We start from the raw sequence: 20458 nt of genomic DNA, 5'->3' as shown, positions 1-20458 counted from the left end.
AGGAGGGCGAATACGGGGACAACCGCCCCGTGCGGTGCTGCTCCGAACAGGGGTTGCCCGCCCGTTCCTGCAACCGTCCCTGCGGCGTGCGTCGTCCGACGTGTAGAGCGGGGTGCGACTTGGATAAGGTGCACCTTCCATACTGAGGTTCGCCATGGGGGATCAAGAGTCGATGAGTGGCCGCGCACACCAGGGAACGGTCTTCAAGCCGCTGGGTGAGGACGATCCGAAGCACGTCGCCGGATACAAGCTCGCCGCTCGCCTCGGCGCCGGCGGCATGGGCAAGGTCTACCTCTCCTACACGCCCGGAGGACGTGCCGTCGCCATCAAGGTGATCCGGCCCGACTTCGGCCAGGACGCCGAGTTCCGGCGTCGTTTCGCGCAGGAGGTACAGGCCGCGCAGCGGGTGCAGGGCCTGTTCACGGCGCCCGTCATCGACGCCGACGCCGACGCCGAGCAGCCCTGGCTGGCCACCGCCTACGTCCCCGGCCCGTCCCTCGCGGACGCCGTGGCCCAGCACGGCAAACTGCCGGTGCAGACGGTGCTGTTGCTGGTGGCGGGCATCGCCGAGGCGCTGCAGATCATCCACGGCGCCGGCATCGTCCACCGTGACCTCAAGCCCGCCAACGTCCTTCTGGCCGCGGACGGCCCGCGCGTCATCGACTTCGGCATCGCGCGCGCCGCCGACGCCACCTCGCTCACCAGCAGCGGGGTCACCATCGGCACGCCCTCGTTCATGGCGCCCGAGCAGGCCGCGGGCAGCCATGTCACCCCCGCCACCGACATCTTCGCGCTCGGCCAGCTCACGGCGTACGCGGCGACGGGCAAGGCGGCGTTCGGCGAAGGAACTTCGCACGGCGTGCTCTACCGGATCGTGCACGAGGAGCCCGACCTCACCGGCCTCCCGGACGAGCTGCGCGAGCTGGTGACGCGCTGCATGGTCAAGGAGCCGGAGAACCGGCCCTCCGTCGCCGAGATCCTGAGCATCTGCCAGGCGGCCAACGCGGAGACGGTGCTGCGGCGCCCGGAGGAGTGGCTGCCGAGCGCAGTGGCCGCCGAGATCACGACGCGCAAGGCGGCGCCGGCGCCGCCGGTCACCCCCGCCGCCGGTCAGCCGGCCGTGACCCCGCCGCCGGCCGCCCCCAGGCCCCGGCCGCGCCCGCCCCGACCCACCAGCCGACCGCGCACGCCGCGCCGTCGACGCCGCCTCCCGGATTCGGTCCCGCCCCGCAGCCGCAGGCGCACCAGCAGCCGCCGGTCCAGCCGCAGCAGCACATGATGCAGCCGCAGCAGGCGGCTCACCAGCAGCCCGGGACCCAGCCGCAGCAGCCCACGTACGGCTATCCGCAGCCGGGGCAGCAGGCGCCCGGCTACGGCTACCCGCAGACGGCGCCGCACCACCAGCACACCGGCCCCCAGCCGTACGGGACCGTCGCACAGCCGGGACCGGCCGCCGCGCCCAAGAAGAAGAAGGGCCGCACTCTCGCCATCGCGCTGGTGGGCACCCTGGTGCTGGGCGGCGCGGCGGGAGGTGGCGCCTATATCGCGCTCTCCGACAAGGACCCGGGCAAGAAGACCGAGAGTCAGGACAAGAGCGCCCCCGAATCGTCCAAGCCCGCCGGCAGCACCCCGTCCGGTGGCGCCTCGACGCCCGGCAACGAGGGCGACGGACTCGACACCGCGCCCGGTGACGTCGTCCCCGACCCCGAGCCCAAGACCTACACGGGGCTCGACATCGTGAACAACTACCACGTCTTCCTCGACCACGATCCGGTCAAGCCCGTCAACGACGACTCCAACGCGGACTTCGAGTACGAGGGGGACCTCAACCAGGTCGAGACCGAGACCGGCCGGATGATCCTGCTCCGCACCGGGCAGACCGGTGACCTGGACACCTGCCGGAGCGACACCCGCTACACGACCACCATCGAAACGGGACTGCTCTCCAAGGGCTCCCAGATCTGCGTACTGACGGATTCAGGCCATGTCGGTCTGCTCACCTACCAGGGGAAGTCGCCGGAGAACGACCCCAGCAAGTTCATCTCCGTCGATGTGACGGTGTGGCGCAACGCGATGGACGTCGTTCCGACGTCCTGAATTGCGTCCGCACGGTGGCGCACGGTCACCCGGATGGCGTTAACTGGCCCGCACCCCTCGGGCGTTGACCACGACTCCCGGCGGGACCGTGGAGTGCACAAGGACGTGCGAGGGGCTGGCTTTGTTGCGGAGCGTGGGGCAGACGCGGGTGACAGGCAGGGGAAGTGGCGAGGAGCCGAGAGCGGCGGAGCTACGGGCTGCCGTCGCCAGGCTCCGACGCGAACTGGCGGGCCATCCCGCCGAGTTCAGCGACCGGGGATAGCGGAGGACGAACTGGCGGTGCTGGCTGCGATGGTGGCGGCGGGAGACCCCGAGATCCCGCGCATGCGCCGCTCGCTGCTGCTGATCGCGGGCGCCGTCGGTTCGGTGAGCGCACTGTCGCCCGCGCTGATGCAGGTTCGGGCCGCCGTCGACCTCTTCGGCGAGGTACCGCCGCAGCGCCGCTGATCCGGCGGACGCCCGCCTCCGCCTGCCGGTGAGGGTGGCAGGAGACGGGCGTCCGCCGGTCGGTGGGGCACACGGTACGGGCGGCGCCGGGCCGGCGAACGGGGTGGACCGGGAAACCACGGAGCCTCCACCCGTTGTCGTCCGTTCCGCCCGGCCGCCCGCCTTCACGACCTACGGGATCACGCGCATCTCGCCGCTCCCCGCGCTTCGCACGGATCCGGTCCGCCGACGGCGGGAACGATGCGGCGGGTGTCCCGGCTCCGGCCGTGCCGCCGCCGTGGCGGCTGTCCCGGCGCACGCGGAGACGCGGTCAGCGCCTGAAGCCGTGCTTCGAGTTCTCCTTGGTCTCGCGGGCCCTGCCCCGTGTCTCCAGGGCGGCGCCCTTGGCCGCGGTGGTCTCCTTGCCCATCGCGTGGGCCGCCTTCCGCACGGCCCTGCCGACAACCTGCTCGGCCTTGGCCTTGGCCTTCTCTCCGGCACTCATGTCGGTCCTTTCGTAGTCTCCACCCCTGCGGCTGCCCGAGCCTCAACGGGGGAAACCGATCGCTTCGCGTGAGTGGGGAACGCCGCAGGCCCCGGACGCGTCGTGTTCGCGCCTCCGGTGCCGGGACCGTGCGGGACCGTGCGGGCTCACCGCCGGATCAGCCTCCGCGCCGTCGCCGTCGCGGACGTGCGGGAATCGACGCCCGGCCGGCTGACGCCCGAGCCTGCCGCATACCGCTGACGGACGGCCCTGGATCGGTTTCCCGGCGGAACGGGAAAACGGTCCAGGGCGTTGACAACGATGTCAGACCCGTGGTCAAGTCTCCGCGCCGGTCAAAGGATTCAGGAGAGGGACGCCCATGCACCAACTGCTCAGGAGAATACGGGCGCGCACGACGCGGGCCGCCGCCCTTCCGCTGGCGGCCGCACTGGCGTGGGGCGGGCTCCTCGCACCGGCCCCCGCCGCACAGGCCGCCGCGCCGGTGGTCGAGGACCCCGCCGCACTGGTCAACCCCTTCGTCGGCACACAGAACTTCGGCAACACCTTCCCCGGGGCGAGCGCCCCGTTCGGCATGGTGCAGGTCAGCCCCGACACCGGCGGACAGGGCGGCTACGACTATCAGCAGGACAAGATCCACGGGTTCAGCCAGACCCACCTGTCAGGCGTCGGCTGCTCCGTCGCCGGTGAACTGCCCCTGATGCCCACCACCGGAGCGGTCGACACCGTCGATCCGTCCCGCTACCGGTCCGCCTACTCGCACGACGACGAGGAGGCCGAGCCCGGCTACTACCGTGTCGGGCTGAAGACGTACGGCATCGACGCCGAGCTCACGGCGACGCCCCGCACCGGCTGGCAGCGCTACAGCTTCCCCGCGACCGGTCAGGCCAACGTCCTGTTCAACACCGGCAAGGCCAACCAGCGCGTGTACGACTCCGAGGTGCATGTCGTCGGCGACCGCACCGTCGAAGGCCGCGTGGAGGCCGGGAACTTCTGCGCCGGCAAGGACCGCCACACGGTCCACTTCACCGCCACGTTCGACCGGCCCTTCGCCTCGCACGGCACCTGGCGTGGCGACACCCGCACTGCCGGAGGCCGTGACGCCGGGGGCGAGGGTGGCAACGGCGCCTGGGTGACGTTCGACGCGGCCGACGACCGCGACGTGGTCGTCAAGGTCGGCCTGTCGTACACGGGCATCGAGGGCGCCCGCAAGAACCTGGCGGCCGAGACCGGCGACTCGTACGACTTCGACGCCACCCGTGCCGGTCTGCGGGCCGTCTGGCAGCGTCAACTCCGCTCCGTCGAGGTCGGCGGCGGCACCGTGGAGCGGCAGCGGGCCTTCTACACGGCGCTGTACCACGCCCAGCTGCACCCGAACCTCGCAGGCGACGTGGACGGCCGTTACGCCGGCTTCGACGGCAAGGCGCACACCGCGGACGGGTTCACGCCGTACCAGAACCTCTCCCTGTGGGACACCTACCGGCCGCAGAACCAGCTGCTCGAGCTGCTCCAGCCGCAGGTGGCCCGGGACGTGGCGCTCTCGGTCGTCGCCGCTGGACGCGACGGCGGCTGGCTGCCGCGCTGGGCGCTCGCCAACAGCGAGACCAACATCATGACCGGCGATCCGGTGACGCCGTTCCTCGTCGAAGCCTGGTCCAAGGGGCTGCTCGCGGGCCACGAGGAGGAGGCGTACGCACTCCTGCGCAAGAACGCGACCAGCACGCCGCCGGCCGGCTCGCCGTACAACGGCCGTTCCGGGGTGGAGCAGTACAAGGAGCGCGGCTATGTCCCCTCCGGGCTGGAGCTCGGCAAGGACTGCGCGGACAAGGGCGGCGACAACGACTGCAAGCACCCCGCCTCCGCGACCCTCGAGTACGCCGCGGCCGACGCCTCGCTGGCCCTGATGGCCCGTGAACTCGGCCACGCGGAGGACGCCCGGACGTTCGCGGCGCGCGGCCAGTGGTACCGCAATCTGTGGGATTCGGGGATCGGGCAGTTCCGGCCGCGTACGGCCCAGGGGACGTGGCTGACGCCGTACGACCCCGTCGAGGCGGCACACCAGTTCCACGAGGGCGGCGCCCACCAGTACCAGTGGCTGGTACCGCAGGACCCGGCCGGGCTGGTCGCCCTGATGGGCGGCAGGTCCGCCACCGAGAAGCGGCTCGACTCCTTCTTCGCGTACGACAAGCTGCTCACCGACCCGGAGCGCACGGCCCGCGAGGACTGGATCTCCGCGCCGTACGACTACTACGGCAAGCCCACTTACAACCCGAACAACGAGCCCGACCTGCACGCGCCGTACATGTACCTGTGGGCGGGCGCCCCCGCGAAGACGGCGACCGTCGTCCGCGCGGCGATGACCCTGTTCACCAACGGCCCCGACGGCATGACCGGCAACGACGACCTGGGCACCATGTCCGCCTGGTACGTCTTCTCCTCCCTCGGCCTCTATCCGACGATGAGCGGCGGCGACTTCCTCGCCGTCTCCAGCCCGCAGTTCTCCTCCGCCGTGGTCCGCATCGGCACGTACGGCGAGGAGCAGGGCGGCACCCTGACGATCAAGGCGCCGGGAGCGAGCGACACCGCCCGCTACATCCAGCGGTCCGCGTTCGACGGCCGTGACCTGCGCCGGACCTGGCTCGACTGGGACGCCGTCGCCCACGGCGGCACCCTCGCCCACGAACTGGGCGACGAGCCGTCCTCCTGGGGCACCGGCAGGAGCGCGGAGCCGCCGTCGGTGAACCGCGCGGCCGCCGACTCCCGCAGCCGGCTGGACGCCTCCCTGCGGGCCGGCTCCGACGTCGTACCGCAGGCAGACACACCGCAGACCGCTCACCTGACCCTCGACGTGCTGGGCCAGGTGCCCGGCGCGCTGCGGGTCACCGTGCGGGCGCGGACCCCTGAGGGCTGGAAGGTGCGGATGCCGTCCTCGTTCACGCTCGACTCCCGCCGACTGCCCGTGCAGCGCACGGTGGATGCCGAGCTGAGCGTGCCCGCCGGGACCGCGCCGGGCTCCTACCCGGTGCGCATCGAAGTGACCGGCACCGGCGTGCGGAGCGTGGTGCGGGAGGCCACCGTCGAGGTCCGCGAGCCGAACCGGTGCGCGACGGCGACCGGCGGTCAGTGCGCGGTGGACCTCTCCCGGGAGGCGAACCACGACGGCACCGCGACCGTGGCCGCCTCCGACGAGGGCGACTTCGACGGCGGCGGCTGGAGCTACGATGCCGCACTGCTGCCGAAGGCGGGCCCCGTGACCTGGGGCGGCGTCACGTACCAGGCGCCCGACGCGTCCGGTACGGCCGCCAACTTCACCGAGGCACGCGGCCAGTCGATGCTCCTGCCGGCCGGTCGGCACAGCACGCTCCGGCTGGTGGCGGCCGCCCACAGCGGCACGGTGTCCACGACGCTCACCGTCCGCTACACCGACGGCACCAGCGCCGAACTGCCCGTCACCGTGGGCGACTGGGCGGGTTCCGCACCCGGCGGCAGCACCGTCGCCCTCGACATGCACCACCGGATCCGGCGGGGCCAGGGCGTCGACGGGCCTTCGGTACGGCTGTTCGCGGACTCGGCGCCGCTCGAGGCCGCGAAGACGGTGCGTTCGCTGAGCCTGCCGGACGACCCGCGGGTGGAGGTGTACGCGCTCACGCTGGTCTGAGGTCACGGCGAGAGGCCAGGGCCGCGTTCACGCGGTCCTGGCCTCTCGTCCGCGGCTGCTTTGCACCGTCGCCGGAGGCGATTGCCGGTTCACGAGCCCGCTCGCGTCCTGGGACAGCCGGCGCTGAGCCGTGTGCCTTGATCCTTCTCGGTGGCGACGGTGGCGACGGTGGCGACGGCGGTGCCGGAGATGAGCGTCGCAGCGGCGAGGCTCCCCCAGAGGGTGCCTTACCGGTCCCGGGCCCCGCTCCGGCCCTTCGCCGTCGTCAGCTCTGGGCGTTGGTGTTGGCCAGTGCCGCGGACAGGTCGAGCGCGACCTCCTGGAGGATGGGCACGATCTTCTCCGTCGCCGCTTCCGTCACCCGGCCCGCCGGACCGGAGATCGAGACGGCCGCCGCGGTGGGGGAGTCGGGTACGGAGACCGCGAGGCAGCGGACTCCTATCTCCTGCTCGTTGTCGTCGACCGCGTAGCCGGCACGACGGACCTGCTCGAGCGCCTCGAGGAAGCCTTCCGGCGTCGTGATCGTCTTGTCGGTCGCGGCGGGCATCCCGGTCCTGGCCAGCAGCGCCCGCACCTCGTCCGCGGGGTGTGCGCGAGCAGCGCCTTGCCCACGCCGGTGGAGTGGGGCAGTACCCGGCGGCCCACCTCGGTGAACATGCGCATGGAGTGCTTCGAGGGCACCTGCGCGACATAGACGATCTCGTCGCCGTCGAGCAGCGCCATGTTCGCCGTCTCGCCGGTCTCCTCGACGAGGCGGGCGAGGTAGGGGCGGGCCCAGGTGCCGAGAAGGCGGGAGGCGGACTCGCCGAGGCGGATCAGCCGGGGGCCGAGCGCGTAGCGGCGGTTGGGCTGCTGGCGTACGTAGCCGCAGGCGACCAGCGTGCGCATCAGGCGGTGGATCGTGGGCAGCGGCAGACCGCTGCTGGCGGAGAGCTCGCTGAGGCCGACCTCGCCACCTGCGTCGGCCATTCGTTCGAGCAGGTCGAAGGCGCGCTCAAGGGACTGCACGCCGCCGCTGGCGGCGGGCTTGGCTGCGTCGGTGGCGCTGGCGCTGGACGTCGGCACGTCGGCGGTCCTTTCGGGCAGGCAGGGCAAGGCTGCAGCCTACCGGGCGCGGGTCCGGGACACATCGCCCGCAGAGTCGCGTCGTGGCCGGTCAGGGCATGTTTGTCCGTGTGTCTGCGGTGATGCGGGGGCCTGCTCCTGGCTGAAGCGACCATGTCGCAGTGGAATTGTACTTCCACTTTGTGGAAACGTACAAGCGTGATCTTCCGACCCGGGCGGGTCTTGACGGGTACCGAAGAGAGGGGAAGACTCCTTCAACAGTTCGTTGAATTTTTCGCTGAGCAGTGGAAGTGAGGGGAGCGGGTGTCCGACGTGGAAGTGGACCTGGTGCTGCGCTCGACGCGCGTGATCACCCCCGAGGGGACGCGCGCCGCGACGGTCTCCGTCGCCGGCGGGCGGATCGCCGCGGTGGGTCCGTACGACGCCGACGTGCCGGCGACGGCCCGGCTCGAGGACTTCGGCGACGACGTCGTCCTCCCCGGCCTCGTCGACACCCACGTTCATGTGAACGACCCCGGCCGCACCGAGTGGGAGGGCTTCTGGACCGCCACCCGCGCGGCCGCCGCCGGCGGCATCACCACCCTGCTCGACATGCCGCTCAACTCCCTGCCGCCCACCACCACCGTCGACCACCTCGCCGTCAAGCGCGACGTGGCCCGCTCCAAGGCCCATGTCGACGTCGGCTTCTGGGGCGGCGCGATTCCGTCCAACGTCAAGGACCTGCGGCCGCTGCACGACGCGGGTGTCTTCGGCTTCAAGTGCTTCCTGTCCCCGTCGGGCGTCGAGGAGTTCCCCGAGCTCGATCAGGAGCAGCTCGCCCGCTCCATGGCCGAGATCTCCGGCTTCGGCGGTCTGCTGATCGTGCACGCGGAGGACCCGCACCACCTCGCCTCCGCGCCGCATCGGAGCGGGCCCAGATACGCCGACTTCCTCGCCTCCCGGCCCCGGGACGCCGAGAACACCGCGATCGGGAACCTGATCTCGCACGCCAAGCGGCTCGGCGCCCGCGTCCACGTCCTGCACCTGTCCTCCAGTGACGCCCTGCCGCTGATCGCCGAGGCCCGGCGGGAGGGCGTCGCGATCACCGTCGAGTCGTGCCCGCACTTCCTCACCCTCACCGCGGAAGAGGTCCCGGACGGGGCGACCGAGTTCAAGTGCTGCCCGCCGATCCGGGAGGCAGCGAACCAGGACGCGCTCTGGCAGGGCCTCGCCGACGGCACGATCGACTGCATCGTCTCCGACCACTCTCCCTGCACCAGCGACCTCAAGACCCCCGACTTCGCATCCGCCTGGGGCGGCATCTCCTCGCTCCAGCTGGGCCTGCCCGCGATCTGGACCGAGGCCCGCAAGCGCGGCCACACCCTCGACGACGTCGTCCGCTGGATGGCGAAGGCCCCCGCCGACCTGGCGGGCCTCCGCGCCAAGGGCGCCATCGAGGCCGGCCGCGATGCCGACTTCGCGGTCCTCGCCCCCGACGCGACCTTCACCGTCGACCCCGCGGAACTGCACCACCGCAACCAGGTGACCGCCTACGCGGGCAGGACGCTGTACGGGGTGGTCGGATCGACGTGGCTGCGCGGCAGGCGGATCGTGGAGAACGGCAACGTGGCCGAGCCGACGGGCCGGCTGCTCGAAAGGAACAACTGAACCGTGTCTGCATCCTCCATCCCCTCCTTCGCCGGTGACGCCAGCCCCTACGGCGGCGGCGACCCGTACGCCGACTACCGCGCAGCCGACTTCCCGTTCACGCAGTACGCCGACCTCGCGGACCGCCGCCTCGGCGCGGGTGTCGTCGCCGCCAACGACGAGTTCTTCGCCGACCGCGAGAACCTGCTGAAGCCGGAGCCGGCCGAGTTCGACCCCGAGCACTTCGGCCACAAGGGCAAGATCATGGACGGCTGGGAGACCCGCCGCCGCCGCGGTGCGAGTGCCGAGCGGCCCCACCCCACCGACGAGGACCACGACTGGGCGCTGGTACGCCTCGGCGCCCCCGGCGTCGTACGCGGCATCGTCGTCGACACCGCGCACTTCCGCGGCAACTACCCGCAGGCCGTGTCGATCGAGGGTGCCTCGGTCGCCGGCTCGCCCTCCCCGGAGGAGCTCCTCGGCGACGACGTGAAGTGGACGACGCTCGTCCCGCGTACCGCCGTCGGCGGCCACGCCGCCAACGGCTTCGCCGTCGACGTCGAACAGCGCTTCACACACCTGCGCGTCAACCAGCACCCCGACGGCGGCATCGCCCGCCTGCGCGTCCACGGCGAGGTCGTGCCCGACCCCGCATGGCTCGGCGCGCTCGGCACCTTCGACCTCGTCGCGCTCGAGAACGGCGGCCAGGTGGAGGACGCCTCCGACCGCTTCTACTCGCCGGCCACCAACACCGTCCAGCCCGGCCGCTCCCGCAAGATGGACGACGGCTGGGAGACCCGCCGCCGTCGCGACAAGGGCAACGACTGGATCCGCTACCAGCTGGCCGGCCACTCGGAGATCCGCGCCGTCGAGATCGACACCGCGTACCTCAAGGGCAACAGCGCGGGCTGGGCGGCGCTGTCCGTGCGGGACGGCGCCGAGGGTGAGTGGCGTGGGGTCCTGCCGCGCACCCGCCTCCAGCCCGACACCAACCACCGGTTCGTGCTCGAGGCCCCCGCGGTCGGCACCCATGTGCGGATCGACATCTACCCCGACGGCGGCATCTCCCGCCTGCGCCTGTTCGGCTCCCTCACCGAGCAGGGCGCGGCGCGGCTGACGGCCCGTCACCAGGAGCTCGGCGGCTGACAGTCACCACCGGGACCGGCGGGCAGGCGCCCGCCGGAAACCCGGAGGGGCGCAGCCGCCACAGAACGGGGAGGTACGACACCCTCCCTGCCCCGCGGGGCGCACCGGCCGACAGCAACGGTGCGCCCCGCGCGCATGTCTCACGCGGCGTGCCCGCCGTCCACGGAGAACTCGGCGCCGGTGATGTACGCCGCCTCGCCGCCCGCCAGGTAGGCGACCATCGACGCGATCTCCGCCGGCCGGCCGAAGCGGCCGAGGGCCGTGTCCGCCTTCTGCGGGTCCGCGTACGGGCCGTCCGCCGGGTTCATGTCGGTGTCGACCGGGCCCGGGTGGACGATGTTCGCCGTGATGCCCCGCCCGCCCAACTCCCTGGCCAGCGCCTTGGTGAGGCCGATCAGCGCCGACTTGCTCATGGCGTAGAGGGTGCCTCCGGGGCCCGGGACCCGCTGGGTCATGCAGGTGCCGATCGTGACGATCCGCGAGCCGCTCCCCATGCGCGCGGCGGCCGCCCGGGATGTGAGGTACACGCCCCGTACGTTCACGGCCAGCACCCGGTCCACATCGGCCGGCGTGATGCTCTCCAGTGGCCCGAGCACGCCCACGCCCACGTTGTTGACGAGGATGTCGAGCCCGCCCAGGGCGTCCACGGTGCGGTCCACGGCATTCGCCGCCTCCCTGGCGTCGGCCGAGTCGGCCCGCAGGGCCACCCCACGCCGGCCCGCCTTTTCGATCTGCCGCACGACGTTCTCCGCGGCCTCCTTCCCCGCCACGTAGGTGATCGCGACATCCGCCCCGCCGCGGGCCAGCCGCAGTGCGGTCGCCGCGCCGATCCCACGGCTGCCGCCGGTCACCAGAGCCACCTTGCCGTTCATCGAAGCCTCCAACATGCGTTCAAGTGGTTGCGGCTTCAATCACATCGCTGCCGGCGCCCCCGCGCCGGCGGCGATCGGACATCGCGCTCGGCACGCCGATGAGTTCCAGGACCCGGCGCGGTCAGAGCTGTGAGACTCATCGAAACCCGCCGAAAAGCGATGAAAGGCGAAAGAACCATGGCGCAGCTCTCCCTCACCCAGTTCCTCACCCTCGACGGCGTCTACCAGGCCCCCGGCGGGCCCGAGGAGGACACGACCGGCGGATTCGAGCACGGTGGCTGGTCCGTGCCGTACGGGGACGAGGACTTCGGACAGTTCATCAACGAGGTCTTCGGGCGGGTCGGCGCGTTTCTCCTGGGCCGCCGCACCTACGACATCTTCGCGAGCTACTGGCCCAAGCAGACCGACCCCGCCGACCCGGTCGCCGGCAAGCTCAACTCCCTGCCCAAGTACGTCGTCTCGACCACTCTCCGGTCGCCCGACTGGGAGAACACCACCGTCGTCCGCGGTGACGTCGTCAAGGAGGTCGCCGCACTCAAGGAGCGCACCGACGGGGAACTCCAGATGCACGGCAGCGGCAAGCTCGCCCGGACCTTGATGGCGCACGACCTCGTCGACAAGCTGTACCTGGTCGTCTTCCCCGTCGTGCTCGGCACGGGCATGCGCCTCTTCCCGGAGGGTGCGACGCCCACGGCGTTCAAGCACCTCGAGGCGCGGACCACCGGCACCGGTGCGGCGATCCACACCTACGAGCTCGCCGGCCGCCCCGAGTACGGCAGCTACGTATAGGAGATGCAGCCCCGCGGGTGTCCCGGTACGGTGATCGCTCCCGTGTGCGAGCCGCTGAAGTCTCCACCCCGTCGTGTCCGCTGGAGACCAGGTGTCGTCGATCGCCGTACCCGCACCCGCACTCGCACCCCGCCGGGACTGGCTCACCGACCTGCCGGTGCTGCTCGTCGCCGTCGTCTGGGGCGCCAGCTATCTCGCGGCGAAGGGCATCACGACCACGCACACCGTCGTGGCCGTCCTCGTCCTGCGGTTCGCGCTCGTACTGCCGGCGCTCGCCGTGGCGGGGCGGCGCAGGTTGCGGTCGCTGACCGCCGCGCAGTGGCGGGGCGCCGGGCTGCTCGGACTGATCCTGAGCGCCGTCTTCCTGCTCGAGACCTACGGTGTGGTCCACACCTCGGCCACCAACGCCGGCCTCATCATCAGCCTCACCATGATCTTCACGCCGCTCGCGGAGGCGGCGGTGACCCGGCGCCGGCCCCCGTCGTCCTTCCTCGCCGCGGCCGCCGTATCGGTCGCCGGCGTGGTGCTGCTCACCCAGGGGCGGGCTTCACCACCCCTTCCACCGGTGACCTGCTGATGCTGCTGGCCGCCGTGGTCCGCACCGTCCATGTGCTCGCCATGGCCAGGACCAAGGCGGTCCGCGGCGCGGACTCCCTCTCCCTGACGACCGTCCAACTCGGAACGGCCGTCGCCGTGTTCACCGTGCTGGCCGTCCTGCCGGGCAGCGGGGCGTCACCGTGGGCGGTGGCCGTCGGCTTCGGGCCACGCGAATGGGCCGGGCTGGTGTTCCTGTCGGTCTTCTGCACCCTGTTCGCGTTCTTCGTGCAGATGTGGGCCGTACGCCGCAGTTCGCCGTCCCGCGTCAGCCTGCTCCTCGGCACCGAGCCGCTGTGGGCCGCCGCCGCGGGCATCGCGATCGGCGGCGAACACATCGGCGCCATCGGCCTGGTGGGCGCGGCCCTCGTGCTCGCGGGGACGACCTGGGGGCGCCGCGCCGCCGACAGGGCCGACTGCTAGTTTCGACGCCCATGCGATCGCTTCAGTACGACATGGCCTTCCGCGCCCGCGCCAAGCGGACGCAGACCTGGGGCTTCGCCCTGCTGTCCGTGGCGGCGCTGCTGTGGGTGTGGTTCGGCGTGCTGCTGCTCCTCCCTTACACCCTGGACAGCAAGTACGGCGAGGGCAGGGAGTGCGAGTCCCGGCTGCTGACCGAGTGGGGCACCGCCAACGAAGGAGGCGAGGACGCGACCTGCGAGTCCGAGCGTGACTGGCCCGAACTCCTCGGCGTCCTCGGCCTGTCGGTGCCGGTCGCGGTCGTCGGCACCGCGCTCTACACCAGCGGAAGCGTCGGGAACCGGCTGAGCGAGCACGCGGCGGAGGTCGCCCGGCTCATGGACGCGGAGCGGCCGGCGAAGGACAATGCCTGACACGGCGGGCGGCGCGGCCCGCGAAGGGCCTGCCGACGGCGACGGCGCGGGGTCGAGGTCCGGTGCGCGGGCGTGGCTGCTCGGGTCGGCGTCGCACCTTCAGCGGAACCGGTCCGACGCCACCATCATCACCCCGCCCAGCACCGCCAGCACGATGCTCGCGTAGAGCTCATGGCCGTCGAGGAAGCTCAGACGCCGCACGACTCCCCAGAGCCTGAACCAGCCCGTGAGCTCGTGCGCCACACCCGCCGCGCCCCACAAGAACAGCAGGAACCCGCCGACCTCGAGAATCTTCTTCATGCCGGCAGCCTCGCGCGGCGCGGCGTCCGCGCGCGTCCGGCTTCGGCACCGACCACGGCCGACGAAAGTATCCGGTCCCGCGACTTTCGTCGCTTCCGACGCCCGGACGGGCACATCCGGGGCACGGGCCTCGTAGCTTTGTCGACATGACCCGCGCGGAATACCCATGGCTGCTGCCCTCGGCCATGGCCGACCCACCCGACCCCGACCTGCCCGGCAACCACGGCAGGGCGAGGCCCCGGCGCACCGTACGCGACTGGGTCGTCGACACCTTCGTGTTCCTGGCCGCCGCCGTGATCGGCGCGCTGGCCGCCGACGCCAGCGCCCAGGCCGGGAACTCCGAAGCCGTGATCCTCGCCGACCAGCTGCTGGGCGCCGCCGCCTGCTGCGCCCTGTGGGTCCGCCGGCGGGCGCCCGTATCGCTCGCCGCGTCCCTGGTCGCCGTCTCCGCGGTCGCCCCGGCGGCCGGAGGCGCCCTGATGCTCGGCCTGTTCAGCCTCGCCGTGCACCGCCCGTTCCGGCCCGTCGCCGTCATCGGGGTGCTGGCGATGGTGTCCGGCGCGGTCCAGGCCTTCCTGCGGCCGGACCCGAGCACTTCCTTCCTCGTCTCCACGGTCGCCGGGGTCGTGCTGGTGCTCCTGATGGTCGGCTGGGGCATGCTGGTGCGTTCCCGCCGTCAGCTCGTCCTCGCCCTGCACGAACGCGCCCGGCGGGCCGAGGCGGAGGCCGCCCTGCGTGCGGAACAGGCACAGCGGCTCGCCCGGGAGGCCATCGCCCGCGAGATGCACGACGTGCTCGCGCACCGGCTCACCCTGCTGAGCGTGCACGCCGGAGCGCTCGAGTTCCGGCCGGACGCGCCCCCCGCGGAGGTCGGCAGGGCCGCCGGCGTGATCCGCGACAGCGCGCACGAGGCGCTCCAGGATCTGCGTCAGATCATCGGCGTGCTGCGCACGCCCGGTGACAGCGACGGACCTGAGCGGCCGCAGCCCACGCTCGCGACCCTCGAGGCGCTGGTCGGCGAGTCCCGGGAGGCCGGCATGAGGGTCACCCTCGACAACGCGGTCGCCGACCCGGAGAGCGTGCCCGCCGCAACCGGCCGTACCGCCTACCGCATCGCCCAGGAGGGTCTGACCAACGCCCGCAAGCACGCGCCGGACACCGACGTCACCCTCTGCCTGAGCGGTGGCCCGGGGGAGGGGATCACCGTGCAGGTCGACAACGAGGCCCCGGCCGGCGAGGTGCCGAAGGTCCCCGGCTCCGGCCAGGGCCTGATCGGCCTGACCGAACGGGCCACGCTCGCGGGCGGACGGCTGGAGCACGGTGTGCGGGGCGACGGCGGATTCCGGGTACGGGCCTGGCTACCGTGGTCCGTATGACTATCCGGCTGATCGTCGTGGACGACGACCCGCTCGTACGGGCAGGCCTCGCCCTCATGCTGGGCGGGGCCGGCGACATCGAAATCGTGGGGGAGGGGGCCGACGGCTCCCAGGTGGCGGAACTCGTCGACCGGCACGGGCCGGACGTGGTCCTGATGGACATCCGCATGCCGGTCATGGACGGCCTCGCCGCCACCGAGCGGCTGCGTCGTCGGCCGGACGCGCCGGAGGTCGTGGTGCTGACCACCTTCCACGCCGACGAGCAGGTGCTGCGGGCCATGCGGGCGGGCGCGGCGGGGTTCGTGCTGAAGGACACGCCGCCCGCGGAGATCGTCGCCGCGGTGCGCAGAGTCGCCGCCGGCGATCCGGTTCTGTCCCCGGCGGTCACCCGGCAGCTGATGACCCATGTGGCGGGCAGTGGCGCCGACACCCGCAGGGCCGCGGCCCTGCGGCGTCTCGAACTGCTCGCCGGCCGCGAGCGGGAGGTGGCGCTCGCCGTCGGCCGCGGCAGTTCCAACGCGGAGATCGCGACGGCGCTGTACATGAGCGTCGCCACCGTCAAGACGCACGTGTCCCGCATCCTGGCCAAACTGGACCTCAACAACCGTGTCCAGATCGCGCTGTTGGCGCACGATGCGGGCCTGCTCGACGACGAGGAACGCACGTAGGGTGATCCGGTGACCATTGTTGATCTGGACAAGTACGGGCCCGATTTCACCGTGAACCCGTATCCGTTCTACGCGCGACTGCGGGAATCGGGCCCCGTGCACCGCGTGCGTGGCGCCGACGGCGGGGAGTTCTGGCTGATCGTCGGCCATGAGGAGGCACGGGCGGCGTTCTCCGACGCACGGCTGTCGAAATCGCCGGCCACCATAGGCGTGACCATGCTCGACGAGCAGGTCATCGGTCCCAACCTCCTCGTGCTCGACCCGCCCGACCACACCCGGCTGCGCAAGCTGGTCAGCCGTGAGTTCACCCCGCGCCGCGCGGAGGCGCTGCGGCCCCGCGTCCAGCGGATCACCGACGACCTCCTGGACGCGATGCTGCCGGCCGGCCGGGCCGACCTCGTCGACGCGCTGGCCTTCCCGCTGCCGATCGTCGTGATCTGCGAACTCCTGGGCATTCCCGCCGCCGACCGCGACGCCTTCCGCGCGTGGTCGAACGAGGTGGTCGCCCCGACCTCGCAGGAAGCGGGGGAGGACGCCGTCCGGCAGCTCGCGGTCTACCTCGACGAACTCATCGAGGACAAGCGCTCCGCGGCCCCGACGGACGATCTGCTCTCCGCCCTCGTCCGCAGTCTCCCGGGCCCCGCGGAAGCGGGCGGTCCCGCCGCCGAGGACGACCGGCTCTCCGCGGCCGAACTGCGCGCCCTCGCCTACCTCCTGCTCGTCGCCGGCCACGAGACGACCGTCAACCTGATCTCCAACGGCGTACGCGCCCTGCTCACCCACCCCGACCAACTCGCCGCCCTGCGGGCCGACTTCTCTCTCCTCGACGGCGCCGTCGAGGAGATGCTGCGCTACGACGGGCCCGTGGAGACCGCCACGGTCCGCTTCAGCACCGCGCCGGTACCGGTCGGAGACCAGGTCGTCCCGCAGGGCGAAATGGTGCTGATCGGCCTGGCGGCCGCCGACCACGACCCGGCCCGCTACGAGGCCCCCGACCGCTTCGACATCCGCCGGGACGCCCGCGGCCATCTCGCCTTCGGCCACGGTATCCACTTCTGCCTCGGTGCTCCGCTGGCCCGCATGGAGGCACGGATCGCCGTCCGCTCCCTCCTGGAGCGCTGCCCCGACCTCGCCCTGGACGCCCCGGCCGACACGTACGACTGGCTGCCCGGCCTCCTGATGCGCGGTGTCCGCCGGCTGCCGGTGCGCTGGTAGGCCCCGCCGTGGCCGAGCGGGCACGTTATGCGGTGGTCAGAAACGGGTCCTGGCAGCAGTACTACTTCCGATGGGGCGGGCCGCGCCTGGCCGTCGATGCTGCGGAAGGGCCCGAGGAGTTCGGCCGCTTCATCGCCGGCCTGGAGCCCGTGGGGCCCCGCAACTGGATGGACGACATCTCGTGCGAGGCCGCCGCGGTCGTCGACCACGACAGACGCGTCCTGCTGCTGTTCACCTGGCACCTGGAGACGTACGAGGAGCGGCGGACCCTGTTCGCCGTCCTCGCCAGGACCTGGCCGGGCTGGGAGGTCCGCTGGGCCTACGACGGGCTGGAGGACGTCGTCGCCCACGTGGGCGTGGAACGGGAGTCCGTGCGCTCGGAACTCGGCACCCGGCCCGGCGGTCTGCTCCAGGCCGCCTTCCCCGACGAACCGGACTTCACCATCGCCGTCACGGTGACCTACCGGGACGGTCCGCAGGCGCACGCCGTCTCCGGCGAGAACGTGTCCGACGTGCTGGCGCACGGCCCCGGCGTCGTCCGCCAACTGCTGCCCGGCACCCGGGTGTCGAAGCTGCCCCACATCCCCTACGGAGGGGTGCACATCGACGTGCCCGCCCGTCGCGTCGCCGCCTGGACCCGCGGGAACTTCCTCGGCGGGGCGGCGGCCGCCGACCGGCTGCCCCGCTGGCCCGGCTGGGAGTGGACCTGCTGGTACGACGCCTACGAGCGGCAGCAGGAGGCGAGCGCCGGGACGCTCGCCTTCGCCGCGCCCGACCCGGCCGCCGGAGTCCGGGCCTGGACCGCGCGGCTCGACGAACTGCGGCCGGCCGACGGCACGGAGAGCGAGGCGCGAGCCGCGCTGCGTGCCGTACTCGATGCTCTCGACCCGACTTCCACGGAGTGCGCACATGACCGGACTTGATCTCGACACCGCGCGCAAGGTGCTCGACAGCCAGCCGTTCAGCAGGCTGCTGGGCGCGCGGATCACCGCCTTCGGCGACGGGGAGGCCGTGCTCGAGGTGGACGTCCGGGAGGACCTGCGCCAGCAGAACGGGTATCTGCACGGCGGTGTCCTCGCGTACGCCGCCGACAACTCGATCACCTTCGCCGCCGGAACCACCCTGGGGCCGGCCGTGCTGACCGGTGCCTTCTCCGTGCAGTACATGCGGCCCGCCACCGGCCGCACACTGATCGCCCGCGCCGCCGTCGTGCACACCGGGCGACGGCAGGCCGTCGTCCGCTGCGATCTGCTCACCGTCGGCGCGGACGGGGACGAGACCCTCTGCGCCGTCGCGCAGGGCACCGTCCTGTCCGCGGGGACACCGTGACGTCTTCGGGCCGGGCGGCCGGCGCGAAGTGTCAGTCCGCCGGGATCTCCTCCAGCCGGACCGGCCGGTGCTCCCGGCGGGACAGTTCGCAGGCCTCCGCGATCCGCAGCGCCGTCAGTGCCTCCCGGCCGTCGCACGGATTCTCCGCCTCGCCCGCCACCATGCGCACGAACGCGTCCAGCTCCGCCTCGTACGCCGGGGCGAAACGCTCGAGGAAGCCCGGCCACGGCTTGTCGACGGGCGGCAGGCCGTGCGGCTCCGTGGAGCTGATCGGCGTACGGTCGTCGAGGCCGACGGCGACCTGGTCGAGCTCTCCGGCCAGCTCCATCCGTACGTCGTAGCCGGCGCCGTTGCAGCGGGTGGCGGTCGCCGTGGCCAGCGTCCCGTCGTCGAGCGTGAGCAGCGCCGCCGCCGTGTCGATGTCGCCCACCTCCTTGAACATCGGATGGCCCGCGTCCGAGCCGGTCGCGTACACCTCGGTGACCTCTCGGCCGGTCACCCACCGCAGGATGTCGAAGTCGTGGACCAGACAGTCCCGGTACAGGCCGCCCGACAGCGGCAGGTAGGCCGCCGGCGGCGGCGCGGGGTCGGAGGTGATGGCCCTGACGGTGTGCAGCCGGCCGAGGCGGCCGGAGCGAACCAGCTCGCGTGCCGCCGTGTACCCGGCGTCGAACCGCCGCATGAAGCCCAGCTGGAGCTGGGTCCCCGCCTCCTCGACGGCCCGCAACGCCCCCAGGGTGCCCGGAAGGTCCAGGGCGATCGGCTTCTCGCAGAACGCCGGGATGCCGGCGCGTGCGGCACGCGCGATCAGTTCGGCGTGCGCGGCGGTCGCGGAGGCGATCACCACCGCGTCCACGCCCCACGTGAAGACCTCGTTGCTGCTGGGCGCGGCGGTGGCGCCGCAGCGGTCCGCCACCTCCGCCGCGCGGACGGCGTCGGTGTCCGCCACGACCAGGGAACCCACCTCACGGTGGCGGCTGAGCACCCCCGCGTGAAAGCTGCCGATACGTCCCGTTCCGATGAGTCCGATGCGCATGGCCCAAAGGTGGAGGTGGGGCCACCGCGCTGTCAAGACTTTGTCCTGACAACCGAACCTCACGACTTCCCGTCAACATGGCGTGCGACTACGCTCCCTCACGTGCCCAAGCAGCCCAGACACGAGACGGGACCGTCGCTGTCGCTCCAGCTGAGCGTGGACCGGACCAGCCCGGTCCCGCTCTATTTCCAGCTTTCGCAGCAGCTGGAATCAGCCATTGAGAGGGGGGTGCTCACCCCGGGCAGTCTGCTCGGCAACGAGATAGAACTCGCGGGCCGGCTCGGGCTGTCCCGGCCGACGGTCCGCCAGGCCATCCAGTCCCTGGTCGACAAGGGGCTGCTGGTGCGCCGCCGAGGCGTGGGCACCCAGGTCGTGCACAGCCAGGTCAGGCGCCCCCTGGAGCTGAGCAGCCTCTACGACGACCTGGAGGCGGCCGGCCAGCGGCCCGCGACGGTCGTGCTCACCAACGAGACCGAGCCCGCTAGCGCCGAGGTCGCGGCCGCCCTCGGCGTCCCCGAGGGCAGCGAGGTGCGGCTGATCGAGCGGCTGCGTTACGCCCACGGCGAGCCGATGGCCCGGCTGCGCAACCATCTGCCGGCCGGTCTGCTGGAGTGCGACACCGAGCGGCTGGAGTCCACCGGCCTGTACCGGATGATGCGCGCCGCGGGCATCACCCTGCACAGCGCCCGCCAGTCGGTCGGCGCCCGCGCGGCGACGGAGCAGGAGGCCGAACTGCTCGGCGAGGCGGCCGGAGCGCCGCTGCTGACGATGGAACGCGCCACCTTCGACGACACGGGCCGGCCGGTCGAGTTCGGCTCCCACGTCTACCGCGCCTCGCGCTACGCCTTCGAGTTCCAGCTCCTGGTACGGCCGTAGGCCACGCCTCGTCCGGGCCGCAGGCCGGAGCTCTCGCGTAAGAATGTTCG

At 72.3% G+C, this 20458-nt stretch carries 17 protein-coding genes and 3 pseudogenes; 15 read left to right on the top strand and 5 right to left on the bottom strand.

Annotated features, from left to right (window positions below):
• Positions 1–172: 172 nt before the first annotated feature.
• From GLX30_RS36070 to GLX30_RS06760, 3 genes and pseudogenes are all read left to right on the top strand, one after another.
• Positions 173–1279, top strand: coding sequence for a serine/threonine-protein kinase (locus GLX30_RS36070; protein WP_159684779.1), 1107 nt, complete (start codon positions 173–175; stop codon positions 1277–1279).
• On the top strand, positions 1276–2097 hold the full coding sequence (locus tag GLX30_RS36065) for a hypothetical protein (protein WP_159684776.1): 822 nt from the start codon (positions 1276–1278) through the stop codon (positions 2095–2097). The genes GLX30_RS36070 and GLX30_RS36065 overlap by 4 nt, the downstream gene beginning before the upstream one ends.
• 121 nt (positions 2098–2218) lie before the next feature.
• Positions 2219–2544 (top strand): annotated as a pseudogene (locus GLX30_RS06760) (DUF5955 family protein).
• Positions 2545–2854: 310 nt separating this feature from the next.
• Here the strand turns inward: GLX30_RS06760 and GLX30_RS34280 are convergent.
• The gene (locus GLX30_RS34280; protein WP_005309793.1) at positions 2855–3028 is read right to left on the bottom strand and encodes a hypothetical protein; all 174 of its coding nucleotides are present in this window, start codon (positions 3026–3028) and stop codon (positions 2855–2857) included.
• Positions 3029–3386: 358 nt separating this feature from the next.
• Between GLX30_RS34280 and GLX30_RS06755 the strand changes: the two genes are divergently transcribed.
• Positions 3387–6683 (top strand): GH92 family glycosyl hydrolase, encoded by a 3297-nt coding sequence (locus GLX30_RS06755; RefSeq protein ID WP_159684773.1) that lies wholly within the window; start codon positions 3387–3389, stop codon positions 6681–6683.
• Positions 6684–6948: 265 nt separating this feature from the next.
• Here the strand turns inward: GLX30_RS06755 and GLX30_RS06750 are convergent.
• Positions 6949–7748, bottom strand: a pseudogene (locus GLX30_RS06750) (IclR family transcriptional regulator).
• A gap of 303 nt (positions 7749–8051) precedes the next feature.
• Between GLX30_RS06750 and allB the strand changes: the two are divergent.
• The gene (allB, locus tag GLX30_RS06745; protein ID WP_159684770.1) at positions 8052–9395 is read left to right on the top strand and encodes an allantoinase AllB; all 1344 of its coding nucleotides are present in this window, start codon (positions 8052–8054) and stop codon (positions 9393–9395) included.
• A gap of 3 nt (positions 9396–9398) precedes the next feature.
• Complete coding sequence (gene alc / locus GLX30_RS06740; RefSeq protein WP_159684767.1) at positions 9399–10520, top strand: allantoicase; 1122 nt, start codon at positions 9399–9401, stop codon at positions 10518–10520.
• Between the two features lie 140 nt (positions 10521–10660).
• Here the strand turns inward: alc and GLX30_RS06735 are convergent, their stop codons facing one another.
• On the bottom strand, positions 10661–11392 hold the full coding sequence (locus GLX30_RS06735; RefSeq protein ID WP_159684764.1) for a 3-oxoacyl-ACP reductase family protein: 732 nt from the start codon (positions 11390–11392) through the stop codon (positions 10661–10663).
• Positions 11393–11569: 177 nt separating this feature from the next.
• Here GLX30_RS06735 and GLX30_RS06730 point away from each other — a divergent pair, with 177 nt between their 5' ends.
• From GLX30_RS06730 to GLX30_RS06720, 3 genes and pseudogenes are all read left to right on the top strand, one after another.
• The gene (locus GLX30_RS06730; protein ID WP_159684761.1) at positions 11570–12181 is read left to right on the top strand and encodes a dihydrofolate reductase family protein; all 612 of its coding nucleotides are present in this window, start codon (positions 11570–11572) and stop codon (positions 12179–12181) included.
• A 91-nt stretch (positions 12182–12272) separates the two neighbouring features.
• Positions 12273–13198 (top strand): annotated as a pseudogene (locus GLX30_RS06725) (DMT family transporter).
• A gap of 11 nt (positions 13199–13209) precedes the next feature.
• On the top strand, positions 13210–13608 hold the full coding sequence (locus GLX30_RS06720; RefSeq protein ID WP_159684758.1) for a hypothetical protein: 399 nt from the start codon (positions 13210–13212) through the stop codon (positions 13606–13608).
• 99 nt (positions 13609–13707) lie between these two features.
• On the opposite strand, the gene GLX30_RS06715 is transcribed toward GLX30_RS06720, so the two are convergent.
• Positions 13708–13908 carry a hypothetical protein gene (locus tag GLX30_RS06715; protein ID WP_159684755.1) on the bottom strand — a complete coding sequence of 67 codons (201 nt, stop codon included), beginning with the start codon at positions 13906–13908 and terminating at the stop codon, positions 13708–13710.
• A 146-nt stretch (positions 13909–14054) separates the two neighbouring features.
• Here GLX30_RS06715 and GLX30_RS06710 point away from each other — a divergent pair, with 146 nt between their 5' ends.
• From GLX30_RS06710 to GLX30_RS06690, 5 genes are read left to right on the top strand one after another with little or no spacing between them, the layout of a single operon-like run.
• Positions 14055–15284, top strand: coding sequence for a histidine kinase (locus GLX30_RS06710; protein ID WP_159684752.1), 1230 nt, complete (start codon positions 14055–14057; stop codon positions 15282–15284).
• A complete protein-coding gene (locus GLX30_RS06705; protein ID WP_159684749.1) occupies positions 15281–15952 on the top strand; it encodes a response regulator transcription factor in 672 nt (223 codons plus the stop codon). The genes GLX30_RS06710 and GLX30_RS06705 overlap by 4 nt, the downstream gene beginning before the upstream one ends.
• Before the next feature lie 9 nt (positions 15953–15961).
• Positions 15962–17167: a cytochrome P450 gene (locus GLX30_RS06700; protein WP_159684746.1), complete on the top strand. Its 1206-nt coding sequence runs from the start codon at positions 15962–15964 to the stop codon at positions 17165–17167.
• 8 nt (positions 17168–17175) lie between these two features.
• Complete coding sequence (locus GLX30_RS06695) at positions 17176–18090, top strand: hypothetical protein (protein WP_159684743.1); 915 nt, start codon at positions 17176–17178, stop codon at positions 18088–18090.
• Complete coding sequence (locus tag GLX30_RS06690) at positions 18077–18496, top strand: PaaI family thioesterase (RefSeq protein WP_159684740.1); 420 nt, start codon at positions 18077–18079, stop codon at positions 18494–18496. The genes GLX30_RS06695 and GLX30_RS06690 overlap by 14 nt, the downstream gene beginning before the upstream one ends.
• 31 nt (positions 18497–18527) lie before the next feature.
• Here GLX30_RS06690 and GLX30_RS06685 read toward each other — a convergent pair whose 3' ends face one another.
• Complete coding sequence (locus tag GLX30_RS06685; protein WP_159684737.1) at positions 18528–19532, bottom strand: Gfo/Idh/MocA family oxidoreductase; 1005 nt, start codon at positions 19530–19532, stop codon at positions 18528–18530.
• A gap of 156 nt (positions 19533–19688) precedes the next feature.
• Between GLX30_RS06685 and GLX30_RS06680 the strand changes: the two genes are divergently transcribed.
• Complete coding sequence (locus GLX30_RS06680) at positions 19689–20408, top strand: GntR family transcriptional regulator (RefSeq protein WP_159694899.1); 720 nt, start codon at positions 19689–19691, stop codon at positions 20406–20408.
• The last annotated feature ends 50 nt before the right edge of the window (positions 20409–20458 follow it).

Origin of the sequence: Streptomyces sp. Tu 2975, assembly GCF_009832925.1 — a bacterium.
Lineage (GTDB): Bacteria > Actinomycetota > Actinomycetes > Streptomycetales > Streptomycetaceae > Streptomyces.
The sequence above is the reverse complement of the archived record's forward strand: the minus strand, read 5'-3'. Positions and strand labels throughout refer to the sequence as shown.

Excerpts from the sequence above, each read along its gene's own strand:
- GLX30_RS34280 (WP_005309793.1), bottom strand. The coding sequence starts at position 3,028 with ATGAGTGCCGGAGAGAAGGCCAAGGCCAAGGCCGAGCAGGTTGTCGGC.
- GLX30_RS06730 (WP_159684761.1), top strand. The coding sequence starts at position 11,570 with ATGGCGCAGCTCTCCCTCACCCAGTTCCTCACCCTCGACGGCGTCTAC.
- GLX30_RS06690 (WP_159684740.1), top strand. The coding sequence starts at position 18,077 with ATGACCGGACTTGATCTCGACACCGCGCGCAAGGTGCTCGACAGCCAG.
- GLX30_RS06685 (WP_159684737.1), bottom strand. The coding sequence starts at position 19,532 with ATGCGCATCGGACTCATCGGAACGGGACGTATCGGCAGCTTTCACGCG.
- GLX30_RS06755 (WP_159684773.1), top strand. The coding sequence starts at position 3,387 with ATGCACCAACTGCTCAGGAGAATACGGGCGCGCACGACGCGGGCCGCC.
- GLX30_RS06705 (WP_159684749.1), top strand. The coding sequence starts at position 15,281 with ATGACTATCCGGCTGATCGTCGTGGACGACGACCCGCTCGTACGGGCA.
- GLX30_RS36065 (WP_159684776.1), top strand. The coding sequence starts at position 1,276 with ATGATGCAGCCGCAGCAGGCGGCTCACCAGCAGCCCGGGACCCAGCCG.
- GLX30_RS06710 (WP_159684752.1), top strand. The coding sequence starts at position 14,055 with ATGACCCGCGCGGAATACCCATGGCTGCTGCCCTCGGCCATGGCCGAC.
- GLX30_RS06735 (WP_159684764.1), bottom strand. The coding sequence starts at position 11,392 with ATGAACGGCAAGGTGGCTCTGGTGACCGGCGGCAGCCGTGGGATCGGC.
- GLX30_RS06720 (WP_159684758.1), top strand. The coding sequence starts at position 13,210 with ATGCGATCGCTTCAGTACGACATGGCCTTCCGCGCCCGCGCCAAGCGG.
- GLX30_RS06715 (WP_159684755.1), bottom strand. The coding sequence starts at position 13,908 with ATGAAGAAGATTCTCGAGGTCGGCGGGTTCCTGCTGTTCTTGTGGGGC.
- GLX30_RS36070 (WP_159684779.1), top strand. The coding sequence starts at position 173 with ATGAGTGGCCGCGCACACCAGGGAACGGTCTTCAAGCCGCTGGGTGAG.